This is a genomic window from Flavobacterium movens, assembly GCF_039581425.1.
Lineage (GTDB): Bacteria > Bacteroidota > Bacteroidia > Flavobacteriales > Flavobacteriaceae > Flavobacterium > Flavobacterium luteolum.
Window position 1 is genome coordinate 1 of record NZ_JBCPXY010000005.1, and the last position, 14,291, is coordinate 14,291.

The 14,291-nt window shown below is 35.6% G+C and carries 6 protein-coding genes and 1 riboswitch; all 6 genes read right to left on the reverse strand.

Annotated features, from left to right (window positions below; translation table 11 throughout):
• Positions 1–64: 64 nt before the first annotated feature.
• Positions 65–2,353 (reverse strand): T9SS type A sorting domain-containing protein, encoded by a 2,289-nt coding sequence (locus AAYQ05_RS10395; protein ID WP_343543145.1) that lies wholly within the window; start codon positions 2,351–2,353, stop codon positions 65–67.
• Between the two features lie 184 nt (positions 2,354–2,537).
• Positions 2,538–3,737, reverse strand: a complete 1,200-nt coding sequence (locus tag AAYQ05_RS10400) for a cell surface protein (protein ID WP_445709713.1) — start codon at positions 3,735–3,737, stop codon at positions 2,538–2,540.
• 26 nt (positions 3,738–3,763) lie between these two features.
• A complete protein-coding gene (locus AAYQ05_RS10405) occupies positions 3,764–4,909 on the reverse strand; it encodes a DUF5074 domain-containing protein (protein WP_343543149.1) in 1,146 nt (381 codons plus the stop codon).
• Complete coding sequence (locus AAYQ05_RS10410; RefSeq protein WP_343543150.1) at positions 4,906–6,954, reverse strand: TonB-dependent receptor; 2,049 nt, start codon at positions 6,952–6,954, stop codon at positions 4,906–4,908. The genes AAYQ05_RS10405 and AAYQ05_RS10410 overlap by 4 nt, the downstream gene beginning before the upstream one ends.
• Positions 6,955–7,064: 110 nt before the next feature.
• Positions 7,065–7,268: riboswitch (cobalamin riboswitch) on the reverse strand.
• 105 nt (positions 7,269–7,373) lie between these two features.
• Complete coding sequence (locus AAYQ05_RS10415) at positions 7,374–8,021, reverse strand: porin family protein (RefSeq protein WP_343543152.1); 648 nt, start codon at positions 8,019–8,021, stop codon at positions 7,374–7,376.
• A 64-nt stretch (positions 8,022–8,085) separates the two neighbouring features.
• Complete coding sequence (locus tag AAYQ05_RS10420) at positions 8,086–14,202, reverse strand: M4 family metallopeptidase (protein ID WP_343543154.1); 6,117 nt, start codon at positions 14,200–14,202, stop codon at positions 8,086–8,088.
• Positions 14,203–14,291: the final 89 nt, after the last annotated feature.

The following is a 14,291-nucleotide window of genomic DNA, read 5'->3' on the forward strand; positions in this document are numbered from 1 at the left end:
AAAACCAGCCAAGAAAACCTGACTGGTTAATATAAATTTTTATTGTAAAATCTGTCAATCTATTTTAGGACGACTCACTTTTAATAAATTTCTGTGTGTATTTTGCTTTGTCAGTTACAATATTGATTATGTAAAAACCTTTCGCAAAATCACTTACATCAATTTGATTATTATTTAGTCTCGTATTGATCGTTCTTCCATTAACATCATAAATCACAACATCGGTAATTTCGTCTTCACTGCTGATATTCAAATAATCTGAAACTGGATTTGGGTAAATAGATAATTGCACTTTCGTGAATTCGTCTCTGCCTAAAACTGCTGTATCAACCAAAATCGATTTTTCGACTATTTTTCCATTAGAATTAAAACTGATTACAATTGTCGCAGTTCCTCCTATTTTCGGTGTTAAAATCAGTTCTTCGTTTGCATTAATTTCTGCCGAGACAATAGTTTCATCACTATTTGATTTTATCGTTTTTACAATCGCTGCAGACAGATTATCTTCATCTGAAACTACTGTTTTTAAATCAATAATTGTTGGGCTTCCCGTTGAAACTTCTGAAGGCAGAATTGCATTAACAACTGGAGCTGCATTATCTGGAAATACCGTCATAGCAGGAAACCAGTAATAATCATTTAACGTTTTTGTATCGATTAATTTTCCTGTATTGTCAAAAGTATGAATCCAGTTTTTTTGGTAATGTGCCCCAAAACCGCTTTCGGTTGTGTTTACAATAATCTGATCTGAAATAGGATCAATTCTCAATGCTGCTCCATAAGGAATTTGTTTAAAAGTTCCCGTTTGTCCAGGAAGTGTTGCAAAGCTCTCATTGAATTTTTTGGTTGCCACATCAAACTTTACAATTTGAACTCCCGAAGTAAATGCGTTGACAGAATTCATCCAATACAAAGCATTTTCTTTATTGCTGTACGTAAAACTACCAGCGTTCCAAGCGCCCCAAGAGCCTAAATATTGAGTAGTTGGAATGGCATATTCGATAGTTGCAAAAGTTATGGGGTCAATATTAATTATTTTCTTATTCTGGATTCCCCAAATGCTACCGTCCTTAGATTGCGTAACCGAATGAAACGCACCAGCAATTGTTTTTACAACGCTATTTGTTTTAGGATCAATGACCAAAATTCCACCATTTTGTTTTACTGCAAATACATATTGAGAAGTACGAATCATGTTTCCAATCTGCCCCGCATACTGACTTCCGCCTCCTGTTCCTGTAATGAGAGTTCCCACTTTCATATTGGCAATGTCAAAAATAAAAACTCCGTTTGAAGCGCCTATATATCCCGTTTTTTCATCAACTCCAACAAAAGAACGTCCATCTCCTCCACCTACATTATCAAATTCGGCAAGGGTTTTCATCGTTAAAGCATCGGCAACAACTAGCCTTCCGCCAGGAGTATATTGTGTATCGCCTCCATCTTTAGCTTGTTTAGAAACAAAATAAAATTTATCGCCATAAATAGTTCCGTATTGCGTTGTAGCGCCAAAAGCTTTATTTTCGTTTACATCGCTATATACTCTATAATTAATTTTTCCGTCATTGGTTATAAAATTTACAGATCCGTTGGTATGGCCAAACCATTCTTCGTTTACCATGAAATATCCTTTTGTAAAATCTATGGCATTCGAATACGGTGTTACAGGCGTAAATGCTGCAATTGGTTCTTCTGCAAACGAAACATTAAAATTCCAGACATCCCAAGAACCATCTTGTAAAACTCGGCTCGATGCGCCTAATCCAGAATAATCAAAACCATTGTTAACGTCATCTCTTACCCAATAGGACCAATATCCTTTAGTTGTCCAGCCCGATTGCCAGTGATCGGATGCATCAATTGTTGTGTATTCGTCAAAATCATAAACGGTTGTATTTACAATACCACTCACCGGATAGTAAGGATAGGTTAAGTTTCCGCTTTTGTACAATCCGATTGTATTGGCTCCGTCCAAATCGAAACCGAAACCTCCAATTGCAGTTCCAAATTGAGTTCCCTGCAATAAAAGAGTGTAAAAACGAGGATCCGCTTTTGCAATGGCTTTCATCATATCTTCGCCAGTTGCATTTCCATCCCATTTAAATCCCCAGATTAAAGCGTCTGCATTTTTTCCATCGTTCCATTGCACGGCAAATGCTGCTTTGTTGGCACCTGTACCAACCCAAAACTGAATATCATCAAAAGTGGTTGCATTAGAACTTTTTGCTGTTAGTTGTTTTTGCGTCGCTGTTTTTAGTTTAATGTCATTTCTAGGAACGCCTTGCACTTTTATTTGTGCGTGGGTTAGAAATGCAAAAAATAGCATTATTACTATAAAGTAGTTTTTCTTCATATTGTTTTGGTTTTAAAATGTTGTGTTACTATTCTTTAACACATAGAGACATAGATTTTATGTCATTGAAAAGAATAGAAAAAGAAACTAGTTTCCAACACATAGCTATGTGTTTTTAAACAAAGTGAAACGCCTTTCTAAGTTTCTACAATCTATGTCTCTATGTGTTTGAAATTTTACTGTGTTAGTTAAGATGCAAATCATAAGCACCTGAAACTTCGGTAGAAACTTCTCCAAGCCAGCCCGCTTCCTGATTGATTGCGGTGTATATCTTTACGAAGTCTATTCCAGGAAGTTTTACGTATTTTCCGTTTTTATCGACTGCCCAAGAAATATCTATATTCGAAGCGTCATCATTATTTGGTGCATTATCGGCATAACCAAATTCAAACGATTTGCCTACCCAATAAGAGCCTTCACCACTTTGATCGTAAAAATTATCAGCTATTCGCGTTCCTTTTAAAGTATAAGACACATCGGCAATCCAGAGCGGATAATAATTTTGTTCATGAAATACATTTTGCGATTTATAACCTGAATTTCCAGCATTGTCCTGCCATTTAATGTATTCGGTGTCAACCTGCCAAAATTCGTTTCCTCCGACTGGCAATTTGTTTGGATCTGGTTTGAAATAAGTAATCGAGTAATTTTTTGTAGTAGTGTTTTTAAAGTATTCGCTTCCAGCTATTTCAAACCATTCGTCTTCGTCTGGTTTTCCATTTTTATTCTTATCGTAAGCCACCATAATAATTCCGGGTTCACAAGATCCTGCACGCGCTTCGTTGGCTTCATTTCCCCAAAAAGCATTTCCTAAAACTTTAAAATCTCGTCCGCCCATGTTCGGAATCGTATGATCAAAACCAAACACTACATAACCACCAAAACCGCCCAGCGAAATCATTGTGGTGTTGGAACCTACAATTGCATTTTTTGCTGCAGAAATCATATTGGCTTCTGTATTTCCTGATGTATATAGCGGAATTTCGTTTGTAAATTGTCCAACTGCAGGACGAAAATCAAATACATTAGAAATATATTTACTGTATGTTCCTGTTTCTTTTACAACGTTGATTGATGCGTTATAAAGTTTAATTTCTCCATTAACTTCTACTTTTAAAGTCAGCGGATAATTCTTTGCGTACGGACTTATAAAATCTAAATCGGCATTTTCTGAGATAATCGAATCTTTAATGCTCCAAGTCAGTTTTGCTGTACTTGGAAGATCTGTTGCTATATTCAGAACTTTAAAACGATCAATCGTGTAATTTTCCTTCAGCAGTTCTGCGGGAAGCAGATTTTCCTCATTGTCATTATCCTTATCACAAGCCACAAATCCCAAAAAGAGAATTGAAAACAAAGCGATTTTTAAAAGGTTTCTATCCAACATTTTTAATTTTTAATTTTTAATTTTTAATTTTTAGTTATAAAAGCAATATGGGCAGGAATATTTCCTGCGGTTGTTTTCCATTTTAGTTTTCCATCTGGCGTAAAACAGTAGATATAGCCCGTTACCACATAGTTTTGCGCATCGGTAATGTAGATTTCTTTGGTTTCTGGATTGACTTGAAGTCCGTACGGAATCATGATTTTTTTATCGGTTCCGTCCGTGATAATCTGATTGGTAATTACTTTTTTAGTTTTCGTATCCAAGATTCCGTAACTCACTTTATTACTGCCTGATAGGTAACTCCAAGAAACGCTGTAGTAATACAATAAATCATCTACCAGACAAGTTCCAGAAACAGGAATATCGAGTTGCATTTTCTTTTCGTCTGTTTGTGTATCAATCACAAAAAGATTAGATGGCGTGTTGTAGTAATCACCTCGTGAACTCACGTAAATATCACCGCGGCTGTCAATTTGCATGCTGTACAAATTAATGCCCACATCTATTTTTTTGATTTCTGTGAAAGTCGCCAGATCAATAACCGAAACGGTTCTATCGTAATTTGGAACTCTGTAACCGCCAGAATTGGCCACATATAATTTTCCGTTATGAATAACCATTTGTTCTGGCTGATAACCCACGGTTACTTTTCTTTTTATTTCTAATGAAGTGGTGTCAATTTCGGCCACAAAACCGATTTCTGCATTCGGATTAATGGCAACAGGTCCCGAATAAGAACTCACATAGGCTTTGTCTTTATAAAAAGCCACATAACGGCAATTGGGAATATCTATTTTTTTGATGCGTTTTGCCGTCCATTTTTCTAAAACTTCCACTTTGTTGGAGCAATTTATGACTGCATAAACCTTATTCCCGTAGATTTTAATATCGTTTCCAACATCTCCCAATTCTTTTACCACACTCGGGTTTCGCTCAGAATATACATCTGTGGTATAATTTCCCGTTCTGTAATTAAAAACATCAAGGCTGGCTCGGTTCATTCCCATATTTCCTTCATTTAAAAGATAGAAACCTTCAATATTTCCGTCACTTCTGGGCGCGGCAACAGCTGTATCTGAAGAAAGAAATATTGTTTCATCTTCGCGGCAGGAAATCATCAAAACCGTTACGGCTAAAACGAGTACTATTTTAAAAAAGCTCTTTTTCATAACTCAAAACTGATTATAAATTTGAATGTTCGCCCTGGCATCGGATAATTGTAAATCACTTCATATTGCTGATTAAAAGCGTTGTTGACTTCAATCGTTCCGTTTAATTTGTAATTTTTAAATGCGAAAGATTTCTGAACCGCCAAATCGTGTGTGTACCAAGGCTGTACTTCATTTACTTTAATATTATTGACATTTCCATTGTAACGTTTTCCGACATAAATGAAGCTGTAATTGAAGTTCCAAGATTCGTAGTTGGCGTTTAAAATTCCTGATCCGCTATGCCAAGGCGTATACGGAATCTGATCTCCATAAGAGGACATTTCTAGACCAACAAACTTTGTAAAATCTTGACTTTGAGAATATGTGTACGTTAGATTAGCATCTAGTTTTAACTTATTAAAATGAGTTCCCATATTAAGAACTGTTTCGATTCCTTTTCCTTTTACTTGTCCGATATTGGTCATCATCCAGCGAAATAAATTTCCAGTCGGTGCGGCAACAATTTTGTCTTTTGTATTGGTATAATAAGCATCTGCCTGAAAAGAAAATTTATCGAAAAAGCTTTCCCTTACGGGAAAATTATATGTAAAACCAACATCATACTGATTCATATATTCTGGCCTCAAAGTGCTCGAACCAATCATGGTATAATACAAATCATTGAAAGTTGGCATTCTGAAAATACGCTTGGCAAATGCTCTTAAATTGAAATCGTATTTCTTAAACGGAGTATAACCTAGAAATATAGCGGGCGTAAATTCGGTTTTATTGGGTGCTTTGGTATTGTATTCTACTTCCTCAATTACACGGGTTCCTAATACATTTCCTAAAACTTTAAAACCTTCATATCGATACGAAGTTGCCAGAGAAACAAGCGCTGTATAACGTTGCGGAAAAGAGAATTGTGTTTGGATTCCTCTTCTCGTTGCATTCAATTTATTGTATTGAAAATCGGTTGACAGCGAAACATCCCAAGTGGGTAAAATACTGTACATATTGACGGCCGAGAAATAAGCTTCCTGCTGGTAATAGCTATCATCAGATTGTGCGCCTTCGGTTACAGTTTCGCCTAAAACATTGGTAGTATCTCGTGCAATATAATGCGTGTAGTCATAAGCGAATTTTCCTTTTAGCTGGAATTTATATTTTTCTGAAACATCTTTAGTTAAAGAAGACTGTCCGAAAAAATTCTTGTCAAATTGTCTGAAACCGTCTTTAAACTTGTTTTCTACAATTGCTCCCGGCGCACCGCGTTCAGAATCATAATAATATACTTTAGCATCCCAAGTTCCTTTATTTATTTTTCCATACAAACCAGATTCAAATCGAAATGCTTCTATATCGCTGTTCCATCGTGTAGCTGTGGTATCATAGGCAATGCTTCCGTCTTGATTTTTTCTTTTGTATCTAAATTTATACTGTCCGTTTGATTTGATGTATTCGGAACTGACGCTCAAACTCACTTTATCGCTCAGCTTTTGCTCCCATCTAAAAGAAGGATCATAATAATTAATGGACATTGTTTTGTAACGAACCAGCAGATTTGTTTTTTTATTGCCAATAAAAGAAGGACGTTTGGTTCGCAAATAAATCGTAGAAGCAGCCGCAAAGTCTTTTGCCGATTGAAAAATTTCGCTTTTCTGTCCATTGTACATCGTAAGCGATTCCATATCGTCAAGCGAATACTTTCCTAAATCAGTTACTCCGTTTTGAGCATTTCCAAGCTGAATTCCGTCATAAAAAACACCAACATGGTGCGTTCCCATATTTCGAACATCAACTGTTTTGAGTCCGCCGACTCCGCCATAATCTTTGATTTGCGTTCCTGCAAAATAACGAAGCGCATCGGCAACATTGTGACTGGAAAGATTTTCGAGCAAAACACCCGAAAGACTTTGTACGGGAATGACTTCCTGATAGGGTTTTACTTTTAAAACCAATTCTTTCAAAACCCGAGAACTATCAGTCACTGCTTGGGAATGAAGACAAAAAGGAATCAATAAAACAAAAGTTGCAAGAAGCGTTTTTCTAAAATTATACATCACGATTTAATTAAATAAACTTTGCGTGATGCCGTAATTATATAACAGTAGTAATCCCGCTATGCAATAGCAGGTTATTATCTTGTCATCAACTTCATACCACGAAAGTTTTAAACTATGTGATTGTGGCAGGTCTCCTGACTTATTCTATCTTTAAACGGCCTTCTCATCCCTCAAAACGGAACAATGGCATTGGTAATGTTTAAAGACTTTGTGTAGAACTTACAGTAGCGGGTCTGTTCAGGATTTACACCTGATTCCCTTTTAACTGCTTTTTCGGTTTGAAAAAGCAGACCAAAATCTGGGGTAAAGATATAACTCAGGTATGGTGTCTGCAAGTTAGAATTTGATTTTTTGCAAAAAACAAAAAACCACTCTTAAAAAAGAGTGGTTTTTAACAGTGATGAAGGTTACTAACTCTAATTAAAAAAATAACCGATTGTTATTTGAAAAACTTTATTCTTCATATCGCTGTTTATAATATAATTTGTGTTTGCTGTTACGTCTTTAAACACATTGGTATAAGACAAATTATATCTTGCATCTGCATAAAACCTGTCTTTAAACTGATACCCTAATCCGAAATTTACAGAAGCATCTACTCCATTTGAATAGTCTGACAAATTCATTTTTTCGCTATTCTCATAACCCAAAAAGTTGTCCTGATATTTGTTGTTTGCTTTTAGTAAAATTCCAACTTGTGGTCCTGCTTGAATACTTAAACCTTTTACAACATAATATTTCAACATTACAGGAATGTTTAAATAGTTTAAGTCAATAGTACTTTTATAATGCGAGTTTTGAACCTCTGGATCTGAATAAGATAATTTCATTCCCTGCTGGCTATACAATAATTCTGGCTGTACTGCGAAGTTTTTTGCCAAAGGAATTTCAGCCATTAAACCGGCAGTAAATCCTGTTTTTGCAGATGAGTTCAATTCATTTTCATCAAATGTAAGGCTCGCAACATTTAATCCTGCTTTTACGCCCAGTTTAACCTTTTCGGTTTGAGCCATTGCACCTGCACACATCATTAGTGCACAAATTATCAGCTTTGATTTTTTCATCGTATGTTTTTGTTTTTTAGAAGGGCAGTTCTGCGCGAGAACTGCCGTTTCTATCTGTAATTTGTTACTTTTTAATAATCTTAGCCGTGTACTTTTTACCTTGTACCGTACAATCTAGAATATAAACTCCAGTTGTAAGCTGACTTACATTTACGCTTGACGGAACAGCAGAATAGGTTTTACTCCAAACTGCATTACCTTCCATAGAATAAATTTTCATTTCAGCTTGACCTTCTGCTTTTTCAGCCAAGAAGATGTTTACATTGTCTGCCGCAGGATTTGGGAACACTCTGAAAGAGTTTGTCAGTTTTCCAATAAGAAGACCTTTAGAATCAATTGGAGCCGACATATTTGTACAACCGTGTGCATTTGTTACTTGAAGACTATAGCTTCCTTCCCAAATAGTTGAAACCATTTTTTCGGTTGCATTTGGCAAAGGTCTTCCGTTCAAATACCACTGATAACCCGCCGCATCAGCAGAAGCTGTTATTTTATTTCCTTCTAATGCCTGAATTTCTGGAACTGTATTCTCAAGAACATTGATTGTCGTTGTAAAAATTTTACCTAATCCGTGTTCGTTGTAAACTGTTACATAATATTCACCGCTTTCTGTTGCAGTGAAAGTTGGATCTGTTGAACCATCAAACCATTCGTAAGCAACATAATTCCCCGGATTTAAAACTACTTCTGGTCCACAAACGTCACCACTTGGAAGATCAGATTCGAATGTATCAAATACCACCGTTACTTTTTCAGTAAGACTACATCCGTTTTTCATTATTACCGTTACAGTATAGTCTCCCGCTTTATTGACATCAATAGAATTAGTTGTCTCACCAGAACTCCATTTGTATGAAGGTGCTTCTAATTCATTTGCCAAAAAGTTTCTCTGAGCGTCAAGGTATACACTTTTACCAGCATAAGCATGTATAACTGACGAATCGAATATTTTAAAGTCTGCAGAGACACCTTGGTATACATAGTTATTGATACTATTATTTTGTGTTATAATATCACCTTCCAAGTTTGCTTTTATATTAAAAATATGAGAATCTCCACTGTCATCTAATTTAGGCTGTTTGATAAAAGTATATTCAATACTTTCTCCAACTGGAATAGCCGCTGCGATAGTTTCTGAAATTTTTTCTGATGTATTGGCATATTCTAAATCTAATTGGATAGAATTTTCTTTAATTGCCATTTGTCCTTCATTTGTCAGTTTAACTGTTACCGTACTGTTACCGCAAATGTCTACTGGAGACAAAATTTGCAATGCAACATCTGAAACTGCCTCAGTAATCACTTTTATATCATCCAAAACCATATAAGAATATCCATCTGATTTTGCGTGTCTGAAACGGAATAACACAGATTTACCAGCATATTTTGCTACGTTTACTGCTGTTTTCTGCCATTCAGTATCTGCAAAAGTTCCTTGTCTGGCATTTCTCCAGATTTCAGTCCATTCGCCACCTGCAGGTTTAATATCTACAATTAAAGCATCATTAACATTACTCTGCATTGCATAATAAAACTCTACAGCAGTAGTGTTTCCTGTAAGCTTATACATTGGCGATATTATTTCACCGTTATAATATGGTCCTTCTAATTGGCTGTATAACATTTTTCCATTAGCAATACCTGCATGATCTTTTAACGGGATTGTTAAATAAGTGTTATCTGGAGTAAGAACTGCTCTCCATGGATAATTTTCGTCACTCTGATTAGATATAAATCCTTTTGTTCCAAAAATTGAACCTTGTGTCAAACCGTTAAAGTTTTCTGAGCTTAAATCTGACGCTTTTTCAACCACTTGAAAAGTTCCCGTTATGGTTTGTGCGCTTGGTGCACCTAAAGCAGTTGCTTTTACATTAACTTCGTAGTTTCCAGCTGGCAACGTTGGAAGTTTATCTAATGTATAAACAATAGTCTGCCCCACCAACATTTCATCATTTTTCTCTAAAGCAATCGGATCTCCAACAGCAGTTCCGTTTTGCGTAATTTGATACTCAACCTTAACTTTGTTTACTGGTGCGTAAGATAAATTCTTAACACCCACAAAAAATTCATGTGAAGGAGTATTCTCGTAAATCGTTTCTGGCGCACTTAAATTAGACAATCTTAAGAAATCTTTTTTTTCTTTAACTTCGATATTATCTACTGCAAAACCACTAGCAAATAATCCATTGTCATTATGCACAAATGCAACTTGAACACAAGATTTTCCAGCATAAGCAGTTAAATCTATTTCATATTCCCACCAAGCGCCGTAATAAGGCATATGGAATATTTCCTTCCAAGTCTCACCACCATCTGTACTTACTTTTACAGATCCATCAGAAAGATGTAATGAGTCTCCGTATCCATCAAACGATAAATGCGCTTCTTTGTAATTTGTCAAATCAAATACTGGAGAAACCAGCATATCGTTTGATGCATCACAGTTGCATTTGTCATCATTTGCTGCCATAAATTTAGTATGATCTGCAATAAACCATCCTGGCGATCCTAAATCTGGACGAGTTCCATGTTTCCAGCCGGCAGCACCTTTGTTTTCATAAGTTCTCCAGCCATTATATTTAGTATCATCTTCAAAATCCATTTTATAAGGAAGTACAGATACTTTCATATCTTCATTTTTCCAATTGTCATAAGTAAATGTTACAGCGTTATTACCTTGTTTTAGATCCTGTGTCATAACTTCAGGAAAAACAGAAACAGTTACAGTATGCTCACCAATAGTCTGTAAGTTAACATTTGTAACTTCATAACTTATGGTATCTTTAAACTTAGTAAAATTTAAAGTTGTCTTTTCGGTTTTTGAAAAGATTTCCTTTTTTGCCGCATCTAGAATTTTGGTCGTAACATTTACCACTTCACTTGATGTAACAAAATTGTTAGTTATTTTAGCTACTACTGAAGCGTTATTATTATTTATGTCACATTTTCCTGCATCTAATTTTGCCGATACAACTTCTAAATCATATGGTGCATCAGTCACCAAAATATTATCAACAAACGCACCTAAAAATCCGTCATTATAGTCATCTGTTTTAATATGGAAACGAATGGCTACTTTTTTACCTTTAAATTCATTTAGACGAATTTGATAAGGATCTTTTTTCAAACTGTTGTTTATTCCTGTAAACCATGGACCTCCAAATGATTCGTACTCATCATAGTGTACTGTTTCAGGATAATTAACAGTCTCAATTTTTTTCCAGTTTTTACCTTTATCTTCAGAATATTCAACAATTAAACCATCATATCCTTTGTGAAGCAGATAATACAAATCGAACTCAATGTAAGGAGATACTGAATTTGTAAAGTCGAAAATTGGAGATTCTAAAACAAAATCAGAATTTAAAGCCACTTTACCACCATTACTTTTTAAATCTACAGTTCCCCAAGTATATTGCGATTTAGTAACTCTAAACGACAAAGGGTAATTTTGGAAAATAAACTTTTGAGTACCTGTTAATGCTTTAGTATTCCATCCTCCAGGAGTTCTTTCAAAACCTTCAGCATATGGCAATTGTGTTACAATTCCGCTATAAGATGCATTTAAGATACTATTATTGGTCGTAATTGGATCTTGCGCTAATGTCACATAACCTTCATAGGTATGCAAACCAGGCGCTGATAAATCAATGGTAGTATCAAAAGTAACTGTCATTTCAGATTTACCTTTAAAAGCAGTCTGCAATGTAACATCTTTCCAAACTGTTGTACTTCCTGCTTTTGTATTGGCATATCCTACTTTTATAACCGTTCCAGCTGGAATATCTTGACAGCCTAAATTGTAAAACGTGATCTTTGGAGTGTGACTTGCCGTTAAAAGATCTCCAGTATAATCAGGCATATCTAAGCCTGTTACTTTAATATCAAAATCTTTCTCTGCTGGCGGAACTATTATATTTGAAACAAATGAAATTCCGTCTTTTGCTCCAAACTCTACAATAGGTTTTAGATCTAATTTTACTTCAATATAATTTACCGCCGTTGTACTTACTTGATAAGGAATTTTTGCTTGAATTTTAACTCTAATTTCTTCACCAATCGCTAAATCTTTATCGAAAACAACCGTACCATCATAGGTGTAAAACGTTATAAGGTTTCCTAGAGCACTTGCCATTGCTCTCATTTTGAAACTTAAAACATCATTTGCTTTAATAGCTGCTGTTCCTGTATTTCTAATCGTAACATAAAAAGGCTCATCTCCTTTTAGCTGTCCACATGGTATAGACGGATTTTCAACTTTAATTAATACCAGCTGCTTATCTGTATATGCCGCTCCAACTCCAATAGCATACCATGCGTTTGTAACTTGCTTATACTCTTCAGATCCTAAACCATATAAATCTTCTGCCGCTAATAACGATGCCTGACGCATGTCTGAGAAGTTTGAAGATGGTGTCAAATATTCTGTAAGTGTAACGTAAGCTATTTTTTCTGCTTTAGCAAGACCAATAGATTTAACACTGTAGTTGTTGCCAAGATCATTTACTCCTTCACCGCCCTCTACTAAAAGATAATACCAGTAATTGGTAATACCACTGTTTTGATGCACACCACCATTATCAATCTGGATGTTTCCAGGATTTGTCCAAAATTCTCCCCCATAAGTATCTGGCTGACCAGCTGCTTTTGGATTAGCCATACTTCTCAAACTTCCGTGAGAGTATAATTCGTCACCCAACATCCAAATGTCATTTTTAGTATCTTTTCCAGCATAAAGCTCAATAGAAATTCCAAAAATATCACTGAACGATTCGTTCATTGCTCCAGATTCTCCTTGATAAATTAATCCAGCAGAGAATTGTGTTACAGCGTGAGTCATTTCATGTCCTGTAATTCCTAAACTCACAAAAGGCTGATCAAGTCCATCTCCAAACTGTGCCCATCCTCCTGTCCAAGAAGCATTCTGAACGTTGGTTCCTAAATGCGCCAATGCAAAAATGGTCATTCCTTTATCATCAACGCTATTGCGATCAAATTTTTCTTCGTAATAGTTCAAAGTCTTTTGAATTCCCCAATGAATATCAATTGCGGCTTCATCATGATCTTTATTGTACAAATCATTCCAGTTGTTGTCTTCGTCGATATATTCTGTCAATACTTCGTCTGATGCGTGTTCAGCATGATTCATATTCAAAGTATACATTGGCACTTTGTATTTTCCAACTAAGTCTTCCAACTTATAACCTTCTGCATATTGAGTGGTTCCAAAGGTGACATCCCCAGCAAATCTTGCTTTTCCCTTACCAATTGCAGCTCTACCGTCAGCAAAAGGCGATACGGACGAACGAAGATCTCTATTTAAATCAATTTTTAAAATTACTTTTCCAGTATTAGCATCTACATAAATCGTCTGGCTCGATTGCGGATTTGTTGCGAAAATATCGTATTTCCACGCCAAGTGATATTCTGTTAATTGAGAAGAGAAATTTGGCCCTACATAAACCAATTCCCCCTCTGGTTTTTTACTGATTTTTTTATGAACTAAAGCTGATAGTTTTTTACTCTGCCAAACATATTCTTTAGCATTTACAGTATTTAGAGCATTTTGTAAAGCCGCCGATGCATTTACTTTAAAACTACTGTTTGCAGGCAATTTTTTACTGATATTTCCAAATGCCTCAATTTTGTTTTTATTATCTCTAACCTTATAAATTGCACCTTCAACAGGAACAGCATTATGCATCTGCTGATAGGTGGCCAAACTTCTGCCGTGTTTATCTGAAACCGATTTCAGCAGCATTTTGTCTGCATTCGACAATTCGAAATCTGCCTTTTTAACTTCAAATACATTTCTAACTGTCAAATTAGACGATTTGGCAAAAGATTTCACTTTTGTACTGTCTGCACTTTGAAGATTTTTAGCTGTTGAACTGCTTGAACTATTATCAAAAAGTTTCTGGCTTGCTTGTGATCTCTTCTGTACATCTTCACTTTCTTGCTGCGAAAGTGTTGTTCCTTTTATACTTTTTTGTGTTAAAAGAGTATTGGAATCATCTTCCTGATTAGTACTTTGGTCAGTTGTTTTCTGAGAAACCTGATCCTTTTTCTGAACGGCATTTGGCGATTGTATGGCCGTCTGCGCATTCGATGTTTTGTTTTTTGGCAAGGGTGACTGAGCCATTCCGACGGAACAGATCAAGAAACCTAAGACTAGAAACAAATACCTGGGTTTAAAGTAAATTTGGTTCATTTTTTTAAATTTAAATTAGTATTAAGGCTGCGAGTTAATAGGTACAAGGGTTCGCAGAA

Bases quoted from the DNA above. Each gene is read 5' to 3' on its own strand.
- AAYQ05_RS10415 (WP_343543152.1), bottom strand. From the start codon at position 8,021: ATGAAAAAATCAAAGCTGATAATTTGTGCACTAATGATGTGTGCAGGT.
- AAYQ05_RS10410 (WP_343543150.1), bottom strand. From the start codon at position 6,954: ATGTATAATTTTAGAAAAACGCTTCTTGCAACTTTTGTTTTATTGATT.
- AAYQ05_RS10395 (WP_343543145.1), bottom strand. From the start codon at position 2,353: ATGAAGAAAAACTACTTTATAGTAATAATGCTATTTTTTGCATTTCTA.
- AAYQ05_RS10405 (WP_343543149.1), bottom strand. From the start codon at position 4,909: ATGAAAAAGAGCTTTTTTAAAATAGTACTCGTTTTAGCCGTAACGGTT.